Annotated in this window: 26 protein-coding genes and 1 riboswitch; of the genes, 18 read left to right on the top strand and 8 right to left on the bottom strand. The window is 36.2% G+C overall.

Annotated elements, in window-relative coordinates; translation table 11 throughout:
• On the top strand, nt 1-561 hold the full coding sequence (locus ACTT1L_RS07305; protein WP_001146559.1) for a L,D-transpeptidase: 561 nt from the start codon (nt 1-3) through the stop codon (nt 559-561).
• A gap of 66 nt (nt 562-627) precedes the next feature.
• Nucleotides 628-867 carry a DUF3894 domain-containing protein gene (locus ACTT1L_RS07300; protein ID WP_000281163.1) on the top strand — a complete coding sequence of 80 codons (240 nt, stop codon included), beginning with the start codon at nt 628-630 and terminating at the stop codon, nt 865-867.
• A gap of 72 nt (nt 868-939) precedes the next feature.
• On the opposite strand, the gene prli42 is transcribed toward ACTT1L_RS07300, so the two are convergent.
• Nucleotides 940-1,032, bottom strand: coding sequence for a stressosome-associated protein Prli42 (gene prli42 / locus ACTT1L_RS07295; protein WP_000549038.1), 93 nt, complete (start codon nt 1,030-1,032; stop codon nt 940-942).
• Between the two features lie 190 nt (nt 1,033-1,222).
• Here prli42 and ACTT1L_RS07290 point away from each other — a divergent pair, with 190 nt between their 5' ends.
• Nucleotides 1,223-1,768, top strand: a complete 546-nt coding sequence (locus tag ACTT1L_RS07290; RefSeq protein WP_001993297.1) for a GNAT family N-acetyltransferase — start codon at nt 1,223-1,225, stop codon at nt 1,766-1,768.
• Nucleotides 1,769-1,895: 127 nt separating this feature from the next.
• A complete protein-coding gene (locus ACTT1L_RS07285) occupies nt 1,896-3,014 on the top strand; it encodes a tripeptidase T (RefSeq protein WP_442821849.1) in 1,119 nt (372 codons plus the stop codon).
• A 43-nt stretch (nt 3,015-3,057) separates the two neighbouring features.
• Here the strand turns inward: ACTT1L_RS07285 and ACTT1L_RS07280 are convergent, their stop codons facing one another.
• Entirely contained in the window at nt 3,058-3,258 is a 201-nt protein-coding gene (locus tag ACTT1L_RS07280) for a hypothetical protein (RefSeq protein ID WP_000842869.1), read from the bottom strand.
• A gap of 144 nt (nt 3,259-3,402) precedes the next feature.
• Between ACTT1L_RS07280 and ACTT1L_RS07275 the strand changes: the two genes are divergently transcribed.
• A complete protein-coding gene (locus tag ACTT1L_RS07275; RefSeq protein ID WP_001208839.1) occupies nt 3,403-4,641 on the top strand; it encodes a DNA polymerase IV in 1,239 nt (412 codons plus the stop codon).
• 41 nt (nt 4,642-4,682) lie between these two features.
• Here the strand turns inward: ACTT1L_RS07275 and ACTT1L_RS07270 are convergent, their stop codons facing one another.
• The 3 genes from ACTT1L_RS07270 to ACTT1L_RS07260 all read right to left on the bottom strand — a co-directional run bounded on the left by ACTT1L_RS07270 (nt 4,683) and on the right by ACTT1L_RS07260 (nt 9,098).
• Complete coding sequence (locus ACTT1L_RS07270) at nt 4,683-5,384, bottom strand: MgtC/SapB family protein (RefSeq protein WP_442821848.1); 702 nt, start codon at nt 5,382-5,384, stop codon at nt 4,683-4,685.
• Between the two features lie 75 nt (nt 5,385-5,459).
• A complete protein-coding gene (gene mgtA / locus ACTT1L_RS07265; RefSeq protein WP_442821847.1) occupies nt 5,460-8,165 on the bottom strand; it encodes a magnesium-translocating P-type ATPase in 2,706 nt (901 codons plus the stop codon).
• Between the two features lie 330 nt (nt 8,166-8,495).
• Nucleotides 8,496-8,663: riboswitch (M-box (ykoK) riboswitch) on the bottom strand.
• Between the two features lie 183 nt (nt 8,664-8,846).
• The gene (locus tag ACTT1L_RS07260) at nt 8,847-9,098 is read right to left on the bottom strand and encodes a DUF3932 family protein (protein ID WP_000656493.1); all 252 of its coding nucleotides are present in this window, start codon (nt 9,096-9,098) and stop codon (nt 8,847-8,849) included.
• A gap of 189 nt (nt 9,099-9,287) precedes the next feature.
• Here ACTT1L_RS07260 and rnz point away from each other — a divergent pair, with 189 nt between their 5' ends.
• The 4 genes from rnz to sdaAA all read left to right on the top strand — a co-directional run bounded on the left by rnz (nt 9,288) and on the right by sdaAA (nt 12,511).
• The gene (rnz, locus tag ACTT1L_RS07255) at nt 9,288-10,211 is read left to right on the top strand and encodes a ribonuclease Z (RefSeq protein ID WP_000397443.1); all 924 of its coding nucleotides are present in this window, start codon (nt 9,288-9,290) and stop codon (nt 10,209-10,211) included.
• A gap of 551 nt (nt 10,212-10,762) precedes the next feature.
• A complete protein-coding gene (locus tag ACTT1L_RS07250) occupies nt 10,763-10,909 on the top strand; it encodes a hypothetical protein (RefSeq protein WP_001998205.1) in 147 nt (48 codons plus the stop codon).
• Nucleotides 10,910-10,954: 45 nt separating this feature from the next.
• A complete protein-coding gene (gene sdaAB / locus ACTT1L_RS07245; protein WP_000877446.1) occupies nt 10,955-11,614 on the top strand; it encodes an L-serine ammonia-lyase, iron-sulfur-dependent subunit beta in 660 nt (219 codons plus the stop codon).
• 18 nt (nt 11,615-11,632) lie between these two features.
• Nucleotides 11,633-12,511: an L-serine ammonia-lyase, iron-sulfur-dependent, subunit alpha gene (gene sdaAA / locus ACTT1L_RS07240; protein WP_442821846.1), complete on the top strand. Its 879-nt coding sequence runs from the start codon at nt 11,633-11,635 to the stop codon at nt 12,509-12,511.
• A gap of 52 nt (nt 12,512-12,563) precedes the next feature.
• On the opposite strand, the gene proI is transcribed toward sdaAA, so the two are convergent.
• Nucleotides 12,564-13,403, bottom strand: coding sequence for a pyrroline-5-carboxylate reductase ProI (proI, locus tag ACTT1L_RS07235; RefSeq protein WP_000027256.1), 840 nt, complete (start codon nt 13,401-13,403; stop codon nt 12,564-12,566).
• Between the two features lie 165 nt (nt 13,404-13,568).
• Here proI and ACTT1L_RS07230 point away from each other — a divergent pair, with 165 nt between their 5' ends.
• Together ACTT1L_RS07230 and ACTT1L_RS07225 are read left to right on the top strand one after the other, a co-directional pair.
• On the top strand, nt 13,569-14,522 hold the full coding sequence (locus ACTT1L_RS07230) for an MBL fold metallo-hydrolase (RefSeq protein ID WP_061132220.1): 954 nt from the start codon (nt 13,569-13,571) through the stop codon (nt 14,520-14,522).
• A 9-nt stretch (nt 14,523-14,531) separates the two neighbouring features.
• Entirely contained in the window at nt 14,532-15,326 is a 795-nt protein-coding gene (locus ACTT1L_RS07225) for an SDR family oxidoreductase (protein WP_000147804.1), read from the top strand.
• Between the two features lie 29 nt (nt 15,327-15,355).
• On the opposite strand, the gene ACTT1L_RS07220 is transcribed toward ACTT1L_RS07225, so the two are convergent.
• A complete protein-coding gene (locus tag ACTT1L_RS07220) occupies nt 15,356-15,541 on the bottom strand; it encodes a YqzH family protein (protein WP_001003229.1) in 186 nt (61 codons plus the stop codon).
• 223 nt (nt 15,542-15,764) lie between these two features.
• Between ACTT1L_RS07220 and argC the strand changes: the two genes are divergently transcribed.
• The 7 genes from argC to ACTT1L_RS07185 all read left to right on the top strand — a co-directional run bounded on the left by argC (nt 15,765) and on the right by ACTT1L_RS07185 (nt 21,930).
• The gene (gene argC / locus ACTT1L_RS07215) at nt 15,765-16,802 is read left to right on the top strand and encodes an N-acetyl-gamma-glutamyl-phosphate reductase (RefSeq protein WP_074543075.1); all 1,038 of its coding nucleotides are present in this window, start codon (nt 15,765-15,767) and stop codon (nt 16,800-16,802) included.
• An 11-nt stretch (nt 16,803-16,813) separates the two neighbouring features.
• Nucleotides 16,814-18,037: a bifunctional glutamate N-acetyltransferase/amino-acid acetyltransferase ArgJ gene (gene argJ, locus ACTT1L_RS07210; RefSeq protein ID WP_061132221.1), complete on the top strand. Its 1,224-nt coding sequence runs from the start codon at nt 16,814-16,816 to the stop codon at nt 18,035-18,037.
• Nucleotides 18,038-18,048: 11 nt separating this feature from the next.
• Entirely contained in the window at nt 18,049-18,816 is a 768-nt protein-coding gene (argB, locus tag ACTT1L_RS07205) for an acetylglutamate kinase (protein ID WP_001286784.1), read from the top strand.
• Nucleotides 18,813-19,973: an acetylornithine transaminase gene (gene argD / locus ACTT1L_RS07200; protein WP_442821845.1), complete on the top strand. Its 1,161-nt coding sequence runs from the start codon at nt 18,813-18,815 to the stop codon at nt 19,971-19,973. The genes argB and argD overlap by 4 nt, the downstream gene beginning before the upstream one ends.
• 12 nt (nt 19,974-19,985) lie before the next feature.
• Nucleotides 19,986-20,936, top strand: coding sequence for an ornithine carbamoyltransferase (gene argF / locus ACTT1L_RS07195; protein ID WP_442821844.1), 951 nt, complete (start codon nt 19,986-19,988; stop codon nt 20,934-20,936).
• 177 nt (nt 20,937-21,113) lie between these two features.
• Nucleotides 21,114-21,674 carry a DUF2062 domain-containing protein gene (locus tag ACTT1L_RS07190; RefSeq protein ID WP_002028428.1) on the top strand — a complete coding sequence of 187 codons (561 nt, stop codon included), beginning with the start codon at nt 21,114-21,116 and terminating at the stop codon, nt 21,672-21,674.
• Between the two features lie 58 nt (nt 21,675-21,732).
• Entirely contained in the window at nt 21,733-21,930 is a 198-nt protein-coding gene (locus ACTT1L_RS07185) for a hypothetical protein (RefSeq protein ID WP_000291952.1), read from the top strand.
• A gap of 24 nt (nt 21,931-21,954) precedes the next feature.
• Here the strand turns inward: ACTT1L_RS07185 and ACTT1L_RS07180 are convergent, their stop codons facing one another.
• A complete protein-coding gene (locus ACTT1L_RS07180; protein WP_000445819.1) occupies nt 21,955-22,401 on the bottom strand; it encodes a MarR family winged helix-turn-helix transcriptional regulator in 447 nt (148 codons plus the stop codon).
• Between the last annotated feature and the right edge of the window lie 31 nt (nt 22,402-22,432).

The raw sequence follows: 22,432 nt of genomic DNA, 5'->3' as shown, positions 1-22,432 counted from the left end.
ATGCCGTATCTTCTCTCTTTCCTATTATGTCTTTCTTTATCGCCTATTTGGCCTCTTGGTGATAATCCGCGTGCCGGTGATCCTTTCATTATTGTAAATAAAGCGACGAATAAACTAGCTTATATTGACGATGGAAAGATTCAAAAGGTTTTTCCAGTCGCGACAGGAAAAACAAATGAATTAACCCCAGAGGGAACTTTTGATATTGTAATGAAAGCAAAGGACCCATATTATATTGCGAAGAATATTCCTGGGGGATCACCGAAAAATCCACTTGGATCTAGGTGGATGGGATTTAATGCAAGAGGAACTGATGGGAGTAAATATGGAATACATGGAACAAACCAACCGAGTTCAATTGGAAAGTATATTTCACAAGGATGTATAAGAATGAAGAAAAATGATGTGGAATATTTATTTGATCGCATTCCAATTGGAACGAAAGTATGGATTGTAAAATCGAAAAAGTCATTTCAGCAATTGGCAAAAGAAAAAGGAGCCATTGCATATGAAAAAGTCAACGGAAAAGTTGGCTTTTTCTATTGTAATAAGTTGTCTTGACATGTGTACATAACCATGCGTTAATGAGAGTATAGAAAGATAAAATGAGATAAAGGGGTTGCTCATATGTACTTGAATCCAAAACTTTCGTATATGCAGTTTTTTATGGGATTTCTATTTATTATTACATTCATATTGGCAACTTTTAATATATGTTCTTATCTTGTAGCGATTGTATGTATGGCATTACTTAATCTTACTTTTGTTATTGGGGCATTTCAGCAGAAACAATATACAAGTTTTGTGATAGCACTTGTAATGTCATTTTTCTTTAGTATTGTAGCGATTGTGCTTTACATAAAATAAACCATCTCGATTTCGAGATGGTTTATTTTATTATGTGTAAAAAGTAAAAAAAGGACGAACAGATCGTCCTTTTTACCAAAACATACTTGCGCCAGCAAGTAATGTTGTTACAAGCATAGAAATTAGCATTACATAAATCATAACTTTTTGAGCTTTTTTATGCATCGTTAAACCTCCTTGCAAATCAGTACAATATCATTGTAACGAGAAATGATATTGTGGACAAGGGGGAGAGAAATGACAAAATTCGAGAAGTGTGTGTAAAGTATAACAGGAAATTTGTATGTACGTAGAGAATATATAAGAATGATAGGGTATAAGTTTTTTGTTATGCAAGCTGAAGAATGGAGATACGATGATGAAAATATATGAAACAAATCGTTTACATTTAAGGGAAATTGATGAGTCGTATGCTGAAAAAGTTCTTCAATATTACGACAGAAATCGTGAATTTTTAAAAGCCTGGGAAGAGTATAGACCGGATGATTTTTTTACGTTAGATTATCAAAAGAAAAAGTTACAAAAGGATAGAAAAGAGATCGCAGAAGGTAAAATCATCAGACTTTGGATTTTTAAAAAAGGTGATGATACGAAAATAATTGGATGTATTTCATTTAATTTAATTGTTCGTGGAATTTACCAATCTTGTGTACTCGGCTATAAATTAGATAAGGAAGAGTTAAACAAAGGTTATACGACAGAAGCGCTTAGAAAAGCGATTCAAGTTGCTTTTGAGGAATTTCAATTACATCGTATAGAAGCACCGATTATGCCACGAAATTTAGCATCTATACAAGTTGTAACGAAGATAGGTTTTCAGTATGAGGGCGTGTCTAGGAAGATGTTAATGGTTAATGGAGTGTGGGAAGATCATATGCGCTGGGTATTGTTAAATGAGTAATAGAAAGCAGATGGTTATCTAGACATATAAACCGTCTGTTTTTTGTCTTGTATTTCGAAACTTTTGCGAAATTCTGTTATAATTAATAGTGTTACATACATAATGGTAGTGCAGGAGGCGCAGTCTTATGATTAATCAAGAACGTTTAGTAAATGAATTTATGGAGTTAGTACAAGTAGATTCTGAAACGAAATTTGAAGCAGAAATTTGCAAAGTATTAACAAAGAAATTTACAGATTTAGGTGTAGAAGTATTTGAAGATGATACAATGGCTGTTACTGGGCATGGTGCAGGTAACTTAATTTGTACATTACCAGCAACAAAAGATGGTGTTGATACAATTTACTTTACTTCTCATATGGATACAGTAGTTCCTGGTAATGGAATTAAGCCTTCTATTAAAGATGGATATATCGTATCAGATGGTACTACGATTTTAGGGGCGGATGATAAAGCGGGATTAGCATCCATGTTCGAAGCAATCCGTGTTTTAAAAGAAAAAAATATCCCTCATGGTACAATTGAATTTATTATTACAGTTGGAGAAGAATCTGGTCTTGTTGGTGCAAAAGCATTAGATCGTGAGCGCATTACAGCGAAATATGGTTACGCGTTAGATAGCGATGGGAAAGTTGGCGAAATCGTTGTTGCAGCTCCAACACAAGCGAAAGTGAATGCGATTATTCGCGGGAAAACAGCTCATGCTGGTGTAGCACCAGAAAAAGGTGTATCTGCAATTACTATCGCAGCGAAAGCAATTGCGAAAATGCCACTTGGTCGTATTGATTCTGAAACAACTGCAAATATTGGACGTTTTGAAGGTGGTACACAAACGAATATCGTTTGCGATCATGTACAAATCTTTGCAGAAGCGCGTTCTTTAATCAATGAAAAAATGGAAGTACAAGTTGCGAAAATGAAAGAAGCATTTGAAACAACTGCAAAAGAAATGGGCGGCCAAGCAGATGTTGAAGTAAAGGTTATGTATCCAGGATTTAAATTTGCTGATGGCGATCATGTTGTAGAAGTTGCAAAACGCGCAGCTGAAAAAATTGGTCGTACACCTTCTCTTCACCAAAGTGGTGGCGGAAGTGATGCAAACATAATTGCTGGACACGGAATTCCAACAGTTAACTTAGCAGTTGGTTATGAAGAAATTCATACAACAAACGAAAAGATTCCTGTTGAAGAATTAGCGAAAACAGCAGAATTAGTTGTTGCAATCATAGAGGAAGTAGCGAAATAATATAACAAAAAAGCGTGTAAATCAATTGTGATTTACACGCTTTTTACTTTGATTCGATTGCTTTTACAAGGCGGATAAGCCAATACAAGAAAATCCATGGCAGTATGTAAGTTGTTACTACATGGACTAGACGAGGAAAGAAACCAGCTATGTTTATATCAAATATAGGAAGAAGTAAATAATTGATTGCGACGATTAGTATAATTATGAGAAACGTATAATTGAGTTTATCAGTTGATTTCATAATAATCACCCCTAATTACAAAAATATCCACTTCATTTAAATTATAGCAATAAATATGATGGAAAAGAACAAGTAATAATTATAATTATTGTGCAAAATTTGCTATAATAAAAGAACGAACGTTCTGATTAGGGGGTGAGTACTATGCGAGAAATGTATCCAAAAAAAGGTCGTGTTATTTTACATGTAGATATGAATTGTTTTTTCGCATCTGTTGAAATTGCTCATGACTCATCGTTACAAGGGAAGCCGTTAGCGGTTGCTGGAAATGAAAAAGAAAGAAAAGGAATTATCATAACATGTAGTTATGAGGCGAGAGAATATGGAATACGTACAACGATGCCACTTTGGGAAGCGAAAAGGTTATGTCCGCAATTAATTGTAAGGCGCCCTAATTTTACATTATATCGCGAAGCTTCATTTCAAATGTTTCAAATTCTTTCCCGTTTTACGGAAAAAATACAACCAGTCTCAATAGATGAGGGGTATTTAGATATTACAGACTGTTACGCACTCGGTTCACCTCTTGAAATAGCAAAGATGATTCAGCAGGCGTTATTAACAGAATTGCAGCTTCCGTGTAGCATCGGGATTGCTCCGAACCTTTTCTTAGCAAAAACAGCTTCTGATATGAAAAAGCCTCTCGGTATTACCGTGCTCCGAAAACGAGATATTCCAGAAATGATTTGGCCACTTCCGGTTGGAGCGATGCATGGAATTGGAGAAAAAACAGCTGAGAAATTAAAAGATATTCATATACAAACAATTGAACAGTTAGCAAAAGGAAATGAACATATCATTCGCGCTAAAATTGGAAAGCATGGTGTTGATTTACAAAGAAGGGCAAAAGGTGTGGATGATAGAGAAGTTGATCCGAGTCAAATGGGACAACATAAAAGCGTTGGTAATTCGATGACTTTTTCAAAGGATATGGATGAAGAAAAAGAATTACTTGATATGTTAGAAAGGCTATCAAAATCAGTGAGTAAAAGATTACAAAAGCGAACTCTTGTCAGTTATAATATTCAAATTATGATTAAATATCATGATAGGCGGACAGTAACGAGGAGTAAGCAATTGAAAAATGCCATTTGGGAAGAACGAGATATTTTTCAAGCGGCCTCTCGTTTATGGAAGCAACATTGGGATGGCGATTCCGTTCGTTTATTAGGTGTTACAGCTACTGAAATAGAGTGGAAGACTGAATCGGTGAAGCAATTAGATTTGTTTTCATTTGAAGAAGATGCGAAAGAAGAGCCGCTACTTGCTGTCATTGATCAAATTAATGATAAGTATGGAATGCCGCTTTTACAACGAGGTAGTCAATTATTACGTAAGCAAGAAAAGTCTTTTCAGCAAAAATTAGAAAATAAGTTTATGTAGAAGGTGTCATGAAGCTGTAAATATCATGACACCTTTTATGTTCAACTTGCTTCTAAATCTAATAAAGTTTTCCAATCAGCTGCAGTAACGCCAGATTCTAATAGCATTCTGCTCACTATTTTTTCAATTAAGACTGCTGTATTTGTGTTGCAGTGTAATGTCGCTTGTATACATACTTTTTGATTAGAATCTACGTCTTCACTATACAATTCTTTTAAACCAATGCCTTCAGAACTTACCATATGCATAAGTAAAAAACGAATATGGGCTTCATGTTCTTCTGAACAAGTGAGAGAAAGTAAGTAGTTCGTTTGTTCAGGTGATTCTTCTTTTGATTTCTGATTCATAAAGAGAGCGATTGGGCGAAGTAGTATGTTTGCTAGTAAAACACCAGCTGCACCTAATATAGCTGCAATGAGGAAACCAGCGCCTGTAAGAGTACCAACAGCAGCTGCGCACCATAGGGTAGCCGCAGTATTAAGCCCCCTAATACTAAAACCATCGCGGATAATAACGCCGCCTCCTAAAAAACCAATCCCACTGACGACTTGAGAGGCAATACGTGAAGGGCTAGCATCGTGATCAATCATGACGGATAATAAAACAAATATACAGGCACCAAGTGATACGAGAGCATTTGTCCGTAGCCCAGCCATCCTATGTCTCCATTGTCGTTCCATTCCGATGCAAGCACCTACAATAATTGCAATAAATAATCTTAGTACAATGTCATACCATACCATCATGGTCACCTCCATACATATAAGTCCAAGTTATGTTTTTGAGAATGAGCGGGAAGCACCCGCTCATTCTCATTTTTATAACCAGCTATGAAACTTTTTAATATAAAGATTTTTCAGGAATTGTGTTAAGAAAGCATAGCCTAATAGTATCCCTACTAACCAAGGGAAATAGCTAAGTGGTAATGCTTGTAATCCAACGGCTGCTCCAAGTGGCGAGAATGGAATATAAATTCCGATTACCATAATACAAGCGGTTAATAAAAGAACCGGTACTGATGCAGCGCTTTGAATAAACGGAATCTTCTGTGTTCTTATCATGTGAACAATTAAAGTTTGTGTTAGCAATCCAACGACAAACCAACCAGATTGGAATAATGATTGTTCGCTAGCTGTATTTGCACCGAAGACGTTCCACATGACCACATAGGTGATGATATCAAATATGGAACTAATGGGACCGATGCAAATAATGAAGTTCCGTAAATTTGCAGTATCCCATTTTCTTGGTTTTTCTAAAAACTCTTTATCCATTTTGTCCCATGGGATAGACAGTTGTGAAATATCATAAAGTAAGTTTTGAATTAAAAGGTGAATGGCAAGCATCGGCAAGAAAGGAATGAAGGCACTTGCTACTAACACACTAAATACATTTCCGAAGTTAGAGCTCGCTGTCATTTTAATGTATTTCAAAATATTACCGAATGTAGTGCGTCCTTCTAAAATACCTGCTTCTAATATCATTAAACTTTTTTCAAGTAGAATAATATCGGAAGACTCTTTTGCAATATCAGTTGCAGTATCAACACATATGCCAACGTCAGCTTCCCGTAACGCTACGGCGTCGTTAATGCCATCTCCCATATAACCTACAGTGTGTCCATTTCCTTGTAATACTCGTATAATGCGAGATTTTTGCATTGGATTTAGTTTAGCAAAAACAGTTGTTTCTTCGGCTAGCTTTGCTAATGCTTTATCAGGTAAAGCATCGATTTCGTAACCAAGGATAGGCTCGCCAATATTTAATCCAACTTCTTTACATACCTTTTTTGTCACGATTTCGTTATCACCAGTTAAAATTTTTACTTGTACACCATGTTTTTGTAATGCTTGAATGGCAGTAGCGGCAGATGGTTTCGGTGGATCTAAAAAGCCAATATATCCAGCGAGAATCATATCATTTTCATCTTGTACGGCGTACTCTTTATTATTTGTTGGTCTATTTTTTTTATAAGCTACAGCAATAACGCGCATACCTTCACTATTCAAAGTTTCACTTAGTTGCTTTACATGCAAGCGCATGTCATCGGTAAGAGAAGCAATTTTGCCATCTATTTCAGTGTAGTTGCAAATAGATAAAATTTCTTCTACAGCCCCTTTACAGACCATTGTATGTTCACCTGAATTGTTTTTTATAATGACGGACATACGCCGACGAGCAAAGTCAAATGGAATTTCATCTAGCTTTTGAAAAACAGATGGATCAAATTTTTGATTTTCTTCTGTATGTTTTATAACGGCTTTATCTATTAAATTTTTCAATCCTGTTTGATAGAAGCTATTTAAATAGGCAAAGTGTAATACACGATTACATGTATTACCATTAGGATCTAAGTGGCGAACAAGTACAACTTTATCTTCTGTTAAAGTTCCTGTTTTATCGGTACAAAGAATGTTCATAGCACCTAAGTTTTGAATAGAATTCAGCTGTTTTACAATTACTTTCTGTTTAGACATGTTAACGGCACCTTTAGCTAAATTAGCAGTCACAATCATTGGTAACATTTCAGGTGTTAGACCAACTGCGATTGCAATAGCGAAGAAGAAAGCTTCTTGCCAAGCCCCTTTTGTGAATCCGTTAATGAGAAGAACGATAGGTGCCATAATAAGCATGAATGTAATTAAAAGCCAGCTTACTTTGTTTACACCTTTATCAAAGCTTGTTTCTACGCGCTTACCGATTACTTTATTTGCTAAAGAGCCAAAATACGTATCGGTACTTGTGGAGATGACAACTGCTCTTGCGCTACCACTTACAATATTTGTCCCCATGAAGCAAAGATTTTCCATATCGAGTGGATTGTAATTTTTTTTCGTGCTTTTCGGTAATAGATGTTTATTTTCTGTATGGTAGCAGTTTTCGTATTTTTCTACAGGAAGTGCTTCTCCTGTTAAAGAAGATTGGTTCACAAATAAATCTTTAGCCGATAAAATACGCACATCAGCTGGAACAATGTCTCCGGCTGAAAGTGAAATAATATCGCCAGGTACAAGTTCCTCAATTGGAATTTCCGTTGTATCAGTTTGCTTTAAATTTTTTACATTTTTTGTTTCGTGTACAAATCCATCTATTCTAAAGACACTCGCCGTTGTTCGAACCATAGCCTTTAACTGATCTGCAGCTTTTTGAGAACGAAATTCTTGTAAAAAGCGAATCGTTGCACTTAGCATTACCATTACAGATACGACAATCGTTCCTTGTATGTCATCTGTGAAAAAAGAAAGTGCGCCGAGAGCTAATAAAACAAAAATAAATGGATTTTTAAATGCCAGCAGAAATTGAATGTACCACGGTGATGTTTTATTATGAGCTATTTCATTAAGGCCATATAAAGAAAGTCTACGAGACGCTTCTTCTTTAGAGAGTCCATTTTCTGTTGTTTCTAAAAGTCGTAACGCTTTGTTTGCATCCTGAGTTGCGACTTCCACTAATAATTTGTGATTTGTTTTCATACAATCTTGATCGTATGAATGTTTCGTTTCTTGTTTTTGTAAATTTAACATCGGTAGTTCCTCCTTTTTCATGAAGGAGGAAACAAGCTGTTACTCGACTATTTAAAATTAGGAGGAACAGTTTCTTTCCTACCTACATGATGAAATATTAACGTAAAACATATGAGTATCTGGGCCGAATCATCAATTGCCAACTGTTCCTCACCTCCGTACAATTTAGTAGTTTCTGAATATGCTATGTTTGTTTCATAGTAAGGTGCATATATACGTAAAAAGACCTTTACTCAAAACGAGTAAAGGTCTGAATTCGTAGTTAAAAGAGTCCACGACAAAGACTGTTAGTAAATATAGATTAAAACAGTTTTGTGTATGACAAAATATACGCACCTCTCCCTCGTTGAGTTTTAGCACTGTATAGCATAGGTACTGAAACCAGCTACGTTAAAAAAGGCCTTCATTCCGACCTTTCCTGTTGACCCATTGGCGTCTCTCGACATTTTTGGGCAGCAGCGTTTCTCTATACAGGAGCCTCACCTAACAGAGACCATATTCAATTACACGTTGAATGTTAGCACTGAAATTTTGTAGTGTCAATATATTTTTTTGAAAACTCAAATAGATTCATCTTGGCTATATAGTAGGAAATAAGAGGGGGTTTTTGGAAATAAGTTTGGAAAATAAATACCGTAATAAACATAAAAAAAGCACTGATTACAGTGCTTTTTTTATAGATTATGAGATTGTAGCATTTTCAAAAATAACAATTTCTGAACGATTTGTTGTTGAAACACGTTGTGCATAATATGTTAAAGCTGAAGAAATATATGTTGGTAACGAGTCATTTGTATGTGTTGTTGTATATTCATGGATTAATTCTTTCAAAGTCGTCCATTCTAATTGTGCTGGGTGATCAGACACGAAAGAACTTACCCAGCGATCAAATGAAGATGAAAAATCAGTTTGTAAACGAAATGCTTCTTTCATAATAAAACGCTCCCTTAAAATGTAGTATAATCATTTTAACATAAAACACGAACGATTGCTAAGTTTTTTGAGTATAACGTTCGTGATATATAGTTGTCTAGATGATTGGTTATGTAAATTCGATTTGCCATTTGAAATAACATTCCGTAAGATGAAAGGTAGATTATATAAAGAGCTGGAGGAAAGAAAGTGGAATTTGTATTTTTAGGAACTGGTGCAGGTGTTCCTTCGAAAGGAAGGAACGTTTCAGCAATTGCTTTGCAATTGTTAGAAGAACGAGGACAGACTTGGTTATTTGATTGTGGCGAGGCGACGCAACATCAAATATTACATACATCAGTACGCCCACGCCGCATTGAAAAAATATTTATTACGCATTTACATGGTGATCATATTTTTGGATTGCCTGGTTTATTAGGAAGCCGTTCGTTCCAAGGAGGGACTACACCTCTAACAGTGTATGGACCAAAAGGAATTAAACAATTTATTGAAGTCGCATTATCAGTAAGTACGACACATGTAAAATACCCGCTTGAAATTGTTGAGATAACAGAAGAAGGTACTGTGTTTGAAGATAATGAATTTCATGTGGAAACGAAAAGATTGTCACACGGTATTGAATGTTTTGGGTATCGTATTATAGAGAAAGATATACAAGGCGCCCTTTTAGTCGATAAATTGCTGGAGATGGGCGTGAAACCAGGTCCACTCTTTAAACGTTTAAAAGATGGAGAAGTGGTTGAATTGGAAAATGGTACGATACTAAACGGAAAAGATTTTATCGGCCCACCTCAAAAGGGAAGAATTATTACCATTTTAGGTGATACGAGATATTGTGAAGCGAGTAGAGAGCTAGCACAAGACGCTGACGTACTTGTTCATGAAGCAACTTTTGCAGCAGAAGATGAACAACAAGCTTATGATTATTTCCATTCCACATCTAAGCAAGCTGCAAGTATTGCACTTCAGGCAAATGCAAAACGATTAATATTAACTCATATTAGTTCTCGTTATCAAGGGGATACATATAAGGAATTATTGAAAGAGGCAAGAGAGCTATTTTCTAATACAGAAATAGCTACAGATTTAAAATCATTTCCAGTGGACAGATAATAATGTTGTGAAAAAATGGTGACGAAAGGTTGCCATTTTTTTATTTCTAAAAAAAAATAAAAATAAAACTGTTATCATTTTACGCTTATATAGGATGAAACAGAAAGTTTTAATGATGTAAAGATATAAGATGAAACAACATAGTATCGATTGTTTAGAAAAACTGTTATATAAGTCGGACGACATACAAGTAGTACAAATAGCAAAAATGGATTGTTATTCAGAACTTTTAAAATTCATTAAAAGTAAGCGTTTTATTAAAAACAAGCTATAATGAGGACAGATTATAATTTACTGTAGGCTACATGTGTTTGAGACGTTTATCATAACAAGTGAAGTTGAATAAATTGTGAGAGGGCAACATGGAAATTATAATAGGAAGGACATTACTATTATTTGTATGAAGCCTTTTTCACTTTTTAGCTTTAAGGCATCAAAAGGTATGAAAGCAATGGGCGTTTCACTTGTTTATGCTATGCTTGTAAGGGGTTCTGTGTTAAACTTTGGATTGCTACAAGACTTTACTGTAGATTATCTTATATTATGTGTAAATGAAGGTAATGCTAAGTTTCTTATTTCATATTATAACTGGTATTATTTCAGGATATATCGCTTCACTGTTATTCAAAAACGATCCAATTCGTATAGCGGAACAAATTCGTAGTACAACTGGAAAAGCAACCGATTTGGTAGCTTAATAGAATAGTAAAAAATTTTTTCATAGAGGTTTAGGGGGAGTTATGATGAAGTATCGCTCAGTATTTGATATTATCGGTCCAGTTATGATTGGTCCATCAAGTTCACATACAGCAGGCGCAGCAAGAATGGGGCAAGTTGCTCGCCAGCTGTTTCGTCATGAACCAGAAAGAGTAAGCATTTCATTATATGGATCATTTGCAAAAACGTATCGTGGGCATGGTACAGATGTAGCGCTAATAGGTGGGATATTAGGGTTTGAAACAGATGACTTACGTATTCCAGAGGCGCTAGAGATAGCAAAAGAGCGCGAAATTGAAGTGGAATTTATTGAAGAGGATGCCAATGCACCTCACCCAAATACAGCGAGAATTCGTTTGTATAAAGGTGAAGAAGAAATTGAAGTTGTTGCTTGCTCAATTGGTGGCGGTAAAATTGAAGTTGTAGAATTAAACGGATTCGATCTTCAATTATCAGGCACGAGTCCAGCACTACTTATTGTAAATAACGATCGCTTCGGTGCTATTGCAGCAGTAGCTTCAATCCTTGCGAAACACGAGATTAACATTAGTACAATGAGTGTTTCTCGTAAGGAAAAAGGAAGAAGAGCGCTTATGGTCATCGAAACAGATGAAATATTGGCAGATGAAGTGATTGAAGAAATAAAAGCGCAACAAAATATTTGTCAAGTAACTATTATGGAATAATTGCAGGGGGGACACACCATGTTTCGGAACGCAGCGGAACTAGTGGCGCAAGCTAAAGAACAAAATGTAAAAATCGCAGAAATTATGATTCAATGTGAAATGGAAACAAGAAGTATTTCACGTGAAGAAGTAATTGCTGGTATGGAAAAGAACTTAGTCGTGATGGAGCAAGCGGTAGAACGTGGTATTCGCGGAGTGAAATCATCAACTGGTTTAACTGGTGGAGATGCTGTAAAAGTTCAGGCGTATATGAAGAGTGGAAAAGGCTTATCTGGAGATACGATTTTGGACGCAGTGAGTAAAGCTGTTGCAACAAATGAAGTAAACGCAGCGATGGGAATTATTTGTGCAACACCAACAGCAGGGTCTGCTGGAACAGTGCCAGGTGTACTATTTGCACTAAGAGAAAAATTGCAGCCTACACGTGAAGAAATGATTGAATTCTTATTTACAGCGGGAGCTTTCGGTATGGTTGTTGCGAATAACGCTTGTATTTCTGGTGCAGCGGGAGGATGCCAAGCTGAAGTTGGTTCAGCAAGTGGAATGGCAGCTGCAGCTGCAGTTGAAATGGCTGGTGGAACACAAGACCAAGCAGCTACAGCGATGGCAATTTCATTAAAGAACATGCTTGGTTTAGTATGCGATCCTGTTGCAGGACTTGTAGAAGTACCTTGCGTAAAACGTAATGCAGCAGGAGCTGCAAATGCGATGATTTCAGCTGATTTAGCATTAGCTGGTGTAACGAGTACGATTCCATGTGATGAAGTAATTGAGGCGATGTTTAGAATTGGACAAACGATGCCAGTAGCACTTCGTGAAACAGCTGAAGGTGGACTTGCAGCAACACCGACTGGTCGTCGTCTGCAAGAAGAGATTTTTGGGAAGACGAATAACTAAACAATATATGTTTATAAAAAAATGGAGCTCAAGTAAGATTGAGCTCCATTTTTTATTTTTCTTTTGTTAATTGTTCTAACGTTTCCCCAAGGTTATGTGATCGTTGCGCTGCCTGTGTAATACAGGAAATAAGTGCTTGTTGAAATTTATGTTCTTGTAATACTTCAATGCCTGCTTCGGTCGTTCCACCAGGAGAAGTAATTTCCTTTCGCAAAATAGAAGGATGTTTTTCACTTGCTTTTAGCATTTCAGCAGCACCAATCATTGTTTGAAGAATAAGTGACTTTGCAACATCTTCTTTTAAACCGATTTCTTTTGCGGCTTCTTCCATCGCTTCTACTACGTAATAAATATAAGCAGGCCCACTTCCAGATAATGCAGTGACAGCATGCATATCTTCTTCCTCTACAACAGAGACGAGACCGATCGTTTCAAATAAAGCTATGGCAGTTTGAATATGTTCCTTTGTTGCATGTTTAGAAGGCGAGATAGCAGTAGCTGATTTTAAAATAGCTGCAGATGTATTTGGCATGGCACGAATAATCGGAACGTCTTTTTGAAGTAGATTTCTAATTGAATGAGTAGAAACACCTGCTAATAACGAAATAATAAGCAGGTTATTATGTATGTCTTCTTTAAAAGGGGTAAGCGCTTCTGCAACATCTTTTGGTTTCATGGCTAGAAAAAGAATATTTGTATCAGTAAGTAGTTCTTTTTTATTATGTGTTCCTTTGACGCCATATTTTTTATGTAGCTCCTGCAACCTTGTCTCGTTAGAACGATTACTTACGGTAATTTGTTCGCCTTTCACAACGTTTGCATGTAATAAGCCACCAATAATCGCTTCAGCAATAGAGCCTGCACCGAGAAAGGAAATGTTTTGAATAGACATGATGTTCCTCCTTTAAATTTGGTTAGAAATTCTTATAAATGTACATACATTCGTTTTTAAATAGGAAACACCTCTTTTTATCTGAAAATAATGACAAATATATATAGAAGTTGTAAACTGAAGAAGTATTCATTTTTGAATCGGAAAGAGACAGGGGGGCTAAGCATGACGGCGATTCACCGAATGGAGATTCCTGTGCCATTTGCAGTTGAAACTGTAAATGTGTTTTTAGTTGAGGGGGAGACATTAACATTAATTGATACAGGGACGAATACAGAGGAGGCAAGAAGTGCGTTAGAGAGTCAATTAGGTGCATTAGGATATGCGCTAGAAGATATTGAAACAGTAGTCATTACGCATCATCATGCGGATCATTGTGGGCTTTTAAATATATTTTCTGAGAAAACGAACATTATTGGACATCCTTGGAACGAGCCGTGGATTACGCAAAATCCAGAGTTTTTAAAGCGGTATCATGAGTTTTTTAGAGAGACAGCCTTGCAATTTGGTGTTCCAGCAGCGTTTTTGAAAGACGAGGCGTTATTGACGACAAGGACATTGAAATATTCTTGTAATAGATCGTTAACGCATACTGTGAGAGAGGGAGATCGTATTGATTCAATGCCTGGTTTTACAGTAATTGAAACACCGGGTCATGCTTCCACTCATATTTCATTATATAGAGAATCTGATGGAATACTAATTGGAGGGGATGCTCTCATTAGTCATATTTCTTCGAATCCAATATTAGAACCACCATATGAAGGACAAACAGAAAGGGCGCGCCCGTTATTACAATATAATCAAACGTTAAAGCGTTTAAGTGAAATGAATATTTCACGCATTTTATCAGGACATGGAGAAGATGTTCTCCATGTGAAACAACTTATTGAAACGAGATTACAAAAGCAAGAAACACGTGCATTTAAAGTGCTTGAGTTATTAAAGGAAAAACCAATGACAGCATTTGAAGTATGTGTAAAACTATTTCCGGTATTGTATAAGGAACAATTGCCACTTACTATTTCAGAAACGGTTGGACAATTAGACTTTTTAGCATATAATCAACAAGTGATGATTGATGAATCTTCGCAACAATTGATTTATTATGCAAAGTAGGTGACAGCAATGACGGGACGTTTACAAAATAAAGTAATCGTCATTACAGGTGCTTCTAGTGGAATTGGAGAGCAAGTTGCAATGCAAGTTGCAGAGCAGGGGGCGACTCCAGTATTAATGGCTAGAACAGAAGAGAAATTAAAAGCGCTAGCAGACAAAATTAAAGAAACTTATAATACGCCTTGCTATTATTATGTATTAGATGTAAGTGAAGAGACAGAAGTACAATCTGTTTTTTCAAAAGTATTACAAGAGGTAGGACGTATTGATATATTAGTAAACAATGCGGGATTTGGTATTTTTAAAACGTTTGAAGATGCGTCAATGGATGAAGTGAAAGATATGTTCCAAGTAAATGTATTTGGATTAGTAGCTTGCACGAAAGCGGTACTACCTTATATGGTGAAAAGAAACGAAGGGCATATTATTAATATTGCTTCACTTGCTGGGAAAATTGCAACGCCGAAATCGAGTGCGTATGCAGCAACGAAACATGCAGTACTAGGATTTACGAATAGTTTACGCATGGAGTTGTCTAGTACGAATGTTTTCGTAACAGCGATTAATCCAGGTCCGATAGATACAAACTTTTTTGAAATAGCTGATCAATCCGGTACATATGTGAAAAATATGGGACGATACATGTTAAAACCAACATATGTAGCAGAGCAAATTGTAAAATCGATGCAAACGAAAAAGCGTGAAGTAAATTTACCGAAATGGATGGGCATTGGTCCGAAACTGTATGCTTTATTCCCAGGTTTATTTGAGCGTGTTGCAGGTAAATCATTAAGTAAAAAATAGGAGATTTCCATATGGAAATCTCCTATTTTTTATTTTCCAGTCACATAATCGTAAACGATATCCTCAACTGCCTCGTATACATCAATTTTAGTATTTGAATGAATTATTGCTTGAATATGTTTAACAAGCATTTCCTGATCCTCATTTGACATAGGACTACATTGATATTGCTGAAAACTTTTTATAATCATTTTCTCAATTAATTTTTCATTCATGTTTTCCCCGCCTGTATGTACGTATGTATTGTTTTATTGTACTTGAAGTGAAATAAAAAAACTACTATGCACTATTTTTGTATAAAAATTCGGTTGTGCATATTATTTTTCTAGTAAAATTAAGTTTTTTAAGTTTGTAAAATTTATAAATATTTAATTGACTCTATAAATATACAATATTATAATCATACTTAATTTAAAGAATCGATATGAGGAGGAGCATATGAAGGTCGCGATTATTGGAGCAACTGGGTATGGAGGTATTGAATTAATTCGGTTATTAGAGCAACATCCATATTTTTCGATAGCATCTCTCCATTCTTTTTCACAAGTTGGCGAGTGTATAACAAATGTATATCCGCATTTTCAAAATGTTCTTGTTCATACGTTACAAGAAATTGATGCGGAGGAAATAGTGAAAGAAGCAGAAATTGTATTTTTGGCAACCCCGGCAGGAGTATCAGCAGAGCTAACTCCAAAATTATTAGCAGTAGGTTTAAAAGTAATTGACCTATCTGGAGACTTTCGTATGAAAGATCCTTTCATATATGAACAGTGGTACAAAAGGGCAGCTGCAAAAGGAGAAATTCTTAGTAAAGCTGTATATGGGCTAAGTGAATGGAAAAGGTCCGAGGTTCAAAATGCAAATTTAATTGCAAACCCAGGATGTTTTGCTACAGCTGCATTATTAGCGACATTGCCATTAGTTCGTAGCGGCATAATTGAAGAAGATTCGATTATTATTGATGCGAAATCAGGAGTATCTGGAGCAGGAAAAACGCCAACAACGATGACTCACTTTCCTGAGTTATACGATAACTTGCGTATTTATAAAGTAAATGAGCATCAACACGTTCCTGAGATTGAGCAAATGCTTGCGGAGTGGAATAGGGAAACGAAGCCAATCACGTTTAGTACACATTTAATACCGATATCACGGGGGATTATGGTTACACTTTATGCGAAAGTAAAACGAGAAATGGAAATAGAACAACTTCAAAAATTATATGAAGAAACGTATGAACAATCGCCTTTCATTCGAATTCGTCTGCAAGGAGAGTTTCCAAGTCCGAAAGAAGTGAGGGGCTCAAATTATTGTGATATGGGGATAGCTTACGATGAAAGAACAGGAAGAGTGACAGTCGTTTCTGTTATAGACAATATGATGAAAGGTGCGGCTGGGCAAGCAATTCAAAATGCAAACATAATAGCGGGACTAGAAGAAACAACAGGTTTACAACATATGCCGCTTTATCTATAAGGGGGGACATGATGATTAAAGTAGCGTCTATTACAAAAGTAGAAAATGGTTCGATTGTAACTCCAAAAGGTTTCTCGGCCATTGGCAATGCAATTGGTTTGAAAAAGGAGAAAAAGGATTTAGGGGCAATCGTTTGTGATACACCAGCATCATGTGCTGCTGTTTATACAACAAATCAAATACAAGCAGCCCCCTTGCAAGTAACGAAGGATAGTATAACGACTGAGGGGAAATTACAAGCTATTATCGTCAATAGTGGAAATGCAAATGCTTGTACAGGGATGAAAGGATTACAAGATGCATACGAGATGCGTGCATTAGGGGCGGAACATTTTGGAGTGAAAGAAAATTATGTTGCAGTAGCTTCAACAGGTGTAATTGGTGTTCCGTTGCCGATGGATATAATCCGAAAGGGAATTGCAACTCTTATCCCGGCGAAGGAAGAAAATGAAGCTCATTCTTTTTCTGAAGCAATCTTAACGACGGATCTTATAACGAAAGAAACTTGCTATGAGATGATGATTGATGGAAAGAAAGTGATGATTGCTGGTGTTGCGAAAGGTTCAGGGATGATTCATCCAAATATGGCAACGATGCTAAGTTTTATTACGACAGACGCTCATATAGAGCATGACGTATTGCAAACCGCATTATCACAAATAACGAATCATACATTTAATCAAATTACGGTGGATGGCGATACTTCTACGAATGATATGGTCATCGCTATGGCAAGTGGATTATCAGAAACGAAACCAATCGATATGGAACATGCAGATTGGGAAACTTTCATATTTGCCTTACAGAAGGTATGTGAAGATTTAGCAAAAAAAATTGCACAAGATGGTGAAGGCGCTACGAAGTTAATAGAAGTAAATGTGCTAGGAGCTCAAACGAATGAAGAGGCAAAGAAAATCGCAAAACAAATAGTCGGTTCGAGTCTTGTGAAAACAGCAATACATGGTGAAGACCCAAACTGGGGGCGAATTATTAGCAGCATTGGACAAAGTGAAGTAGCGATTAATCCAAATACAATTGATATTACTCTTCAATCTATCGTTGTGCTGAAAAATAGTGAACCTCAAATGTTTTCTGAAGAGGAAATGAAAGAGAGATTACAAGAAGATGAAATAGTCATTGATGTGTATTTACATTTAGGTGAAGAGACCGGATCAGCTTGGGGCTGTGACTTAAGTTATGAATATGTGAAAATAAACGCTTGTTATCGTACATAAGGAGAGGGAAGATGAGCGATTATATTGTAGTGAAATGCGGCGGTAGTATGTTGGATCAATTAAATGATGTGTTTTTTGATTGCATAAAGAAATTACAACAGAAGTATAAAGTAGTGATTGTTCATGGTGGTGGCCCAGAAATTGATGCCCAATTAAAAGATTGTAACATCAACGTAGAAAAAAGAGATGGATTACGGGTAACACCAAAAGAAGTTATGGATGTTGTTCAAATGGTGTTATGTGGAAGTACGAATAAAAAACTCGTAATGAATTTACAAAAGCATAATTTACGAGCGGTAGGTTGTTCAGGATGTGACGGCAATCTACTTCAAGTTCAACCTGTCAGTGAGGAGATAGGATATGTGGGAGAAGTAAGGTATGTCGAAACGGCCTTACTAAAAGGATTAATAAATATGAATTATATTCCTGTTATTGCTCCGGTCGGCATAAATGATAATGAGATTTATAACATAAATGCGGATACCGCTGCAGCTGGGATTGCGGCCGCATTATCTGCAAAAGAACTCATTTTTATTACAGATGTAGATGGGGTATTGCATGAAGGAAAGTTAGTAAAGAAAACCGACGAATTTGAGATTGTTAATTTTATAGAAAACGGTGTTATTACCGGTGGGATGATTCCGAAAGTACAGGCAGCACTAGCATCATTAAAAATGGGAGTGCAAAAGATTAGTATCGTAAATGGGATGAAGGATTTTACCGAGGTTACAGGTGAGTGTATCGGAACGACGGTAACGAGGGGTGTGAGTATTGCATGACAAGTCATCTTTTTCAAACGTATGGGAGAAGAAAGATTGAGTTTGTAAAGGGAAAAGGAACGAAAGTCATTGATAATAACAGTAAGCAATATTTAGATTTCACATCAGGAATCGGTGTATGTAATTTAGGACATTGTCATTCTACTGTTATGAAAGCTGTACAAGAGCAACTGCATGAAATATGGCATATATCTAACCTGTTTACAAACAGCTTACAAGAAGAAGTCGCGTCATTATTAACAGAAAACATAGCATTAGATTATGTGTTCTTCTGTAATAGCGGGGCAGAGGCGAATGAAGCTGCTTTGAAGCTAGCCCGTAAGCATACTGAAAAATCTCTCGTCGTAACATGCGAGCAATCTTTTCACGGTAGAACATTCGGAACGATGAGTGCGACGGGACAAAATAAAGTGAAAGAAGGATTTGGTCCGCTCCTTCCATCTTTTTTACATACACCATTTAACGATATAAAGGCATTAGAGGAAGTAATGAATGAAGAAGTTGCGGCAGTAATGATCGAAGTTGTTCAAGGAGAGGGAGGAGTCATACCTGCTGATCTATCTTTTTTGAAAGCGATTGAAGCATTATGTAAGAAGTTCGGGTCCTTATTTATTATAGACGAAGTCCAAACAGGAATCGGAAGAACAGGGACATTATTTGCTTACGAACAAATGAGAATAACACCTCATATCGTTACTACTGCTAAGGCGCTTGGAAATGGCATTCCAGTTGGAGCAATGATTGGCCGGAAAGAACTTGGAATATCGTTTCCTGCAGGGTCACATGGTTCAACGTTTGGTGGAAATTATGTTGCAATGGCTGCGGCGAAAGAAGTATTGCAAATAATTAAAAGACCATCGTTTTTAAAAGAAGTAAAGGAAAAGGGCGAGTACGTATTACAGAAGTTGCAAGAGGAATTACGACATGTCGAATGTATTCAAAATATACGTGGTAAGGGGCTTATGGTTGGAATTGAATGTACGCATGAAGTTGCAAGTTTTATAGAACAACTAGAAGAAGAAGGACTTCTCGTATTACAAGCAGGACCTAATGTTATAAGACTATTACCGCCACTTATTGTAACGAATGAAGAACTAGAACAGGCAGTATATATGATAAAAAAAGTAGTTTGTACAAAAAACGTATCAATCATATAAGGGGGAATTTTCATGTCAACTGTACAAGTACCGAAATTAAATACGAAAGACCTTTTAACATTAGAAGAACTAACGCAAGAAGAAATTATTTCTTTAATTGAGTTCGCAATATATTTAAAAAAGAATAAGCAAGAGCCTTTACTGCAAGGCAAAATATTAGGTCTTATCTTTGATAAACATTCAACTCGTACTCGTGTATCTTTTGAAGCAGGAATGGTACAGCTTGGGGGACATGGTATGTTTTTAAGTGGAAAAGAGATGCAAATGGGAAGAGGAGAAACTGTTTCAGATACTGCGAAAGTATTATCGCAGTATATTGACGGGATTATGATACGTACATTCTCACATGCGGATGTAGAAGAGCTTGCAAAAGAATCGAGCATACCTGTTATTAATGGATTAACGGATGACCATCATCCTTGTCAAGCATTGGCAGACTTAATGACAATATACGAAGAAACAAATACATTTAAAGGAATAAAATTGGCTTACGTAGGTGATGGAAATAATGTATGTCATTCATTGTTGTTAGCGAGTGCAAAAGTTGGAATGCATATGACTGTTGCAACGCCTATAGGGTATGAACCGAATGAAGAGATTGTAAAAAAAGCGTTAGCGATTGCCAAGGAAACAGGAGCTGAAATTGAAATTTTGCATAACCCTGAATTAGCGGTGAATGAAGCAGATTTCATTTATACTGACGTTTGGATGAGCATGGGGCAAGAGGGCGAAGAAGAGAAATATACGTTGTTTCAACCATACCAAATCAATAATGAACTTGTTAAGCATGCGAAGCAAACATATCGCTTCTTACACTGTTTACCTGCCCATCGTGAAGAAGAAGTAACAGGCGAAATTATAGATGGGCCAAAATCTATCGTATTTGAGCAAGCCGGTAATCGATTGCATGCGCAAAAAGCATTATTAGTAAGTTTATTTAAAAATGTAGAAGCGCTTTCCTAAATGATGTACACCTCCAGTTGTGAGACACAAATAACAATTGGAGGTGTATTTTTTTTATTGAAATGTCATATGTATATTTAGTTAACTATTTCGATATCATCTATAATAAAAGAGGAAATGAAATTTGTTTTTCGGGGTGTGTAAGGGCATACTAGGTATAAAAATATAGTTAAAGAGATGATGAGAGTGAAAACAACTAAGAAAACATATTCGTTTTTTCAGCGGATGTGGAGAATATTAAAGTTTCAATATTATAAGTTGCTTCGATCACCAGAAGGAGCGAAGAAAGTATCGTTAGGTTTTGCGATTGGTTTTGGTTTAGAGATGTTGGTTATATATACAGCATCGCTCGTCTATTTAATATTTTATCCAATCGTCAGGTTAGCAAAGGGATCTTTTCCTGCCGCGGTGATTGGCAATATTATTGGAAAAATATCGTTTCTCCCAGTAGTTTTATTTCCGCTTGCGTATGCGCTAGGGAAAATGATTTATCCATTTCATGTGCAAAAAATACATCATGAACCCTTTACAATATCGGACTTGTTTTCAAGTCACATTTTTACGATATTAAAGAGCTTATTACAGAGTGAAGTGTATGTATTAATTGGAATGACGATTTTAGGGGTTGTGTTTGGTGTAGTTTCATATTTCGTTGTGCATTATTTATATGAAAAGAACCGTAAGTTACGTTTGAAGAACAGAAAGAAAAGAGTGAGAGAACCACTCATGCAAATATAAAGAGTGTCACACTCATTTTCTCCTTTGAATATGTTTAAGAAAAAGGAGGAGAGAATGAATGTATTATTATTACGTACCGCAAGTATATCCATATGTAAATTATTATCCGGTTTATGATACGAGTAGGCAATATGAATTATATCGACAACAACAACTACCGCAAATACCATCGCAACAACCTACGCAAGATCAAAAACCATATTTAACGACATGGCCATATTCAAATGTATACTATGGCAATTATTACGAATCATAAAGCTGCTTCTATTTAGAAGCAGCTTTATACGTTTGTTTTCAAAATTAAATTTTGAATGGTTTGAAGAGAGTGAATGAGTTTTTCACGTTCTTCCTCAGATAACGTTTGGAAATTTTCTTTTAATTTGTCTAAAATGAATTGTTGATACTGATTTACTAACAATTTCCCTTCAGCTGTCAGGGAAATTAAAATGACCCGTCGATCTTTTTCGCTATAATGACGCTCTATTAGTTCTTCTTGGATCAGTTTGTTTAATAGAGGTGTCATGTTAGGCCGTGAAATCGCTAGCCGCTTGCCGATTTCGGAAACTGCTAATGTGCCATTTTCATGCAGAAGCAGTAATACTTGTGTATGTGATGGCGGCATATGTCTTTGAGAAGAAAATTCTCCAGGAAGCATAAATTTGCGATAAAAAAGAGGCACTAGCGAAAGAAGATGATCAACAATACGTTCCCACTCGCGTGATTCCATATAAAGGCCCCCTTCCACTCTCATTGTAACA

The sequence above is a fragment of the Bacillus sp. FH genome (genome assembly GCF_052216825.1).
GTDB lineage: Bacteria > Bacillota > Bacilli > Bacillales > Bacillaceae_G > Bacillus_A > Bacillus_A paranthracis.
This window is presented reverse-complemented; position numbering and strand designations above follow the sequence as displayed.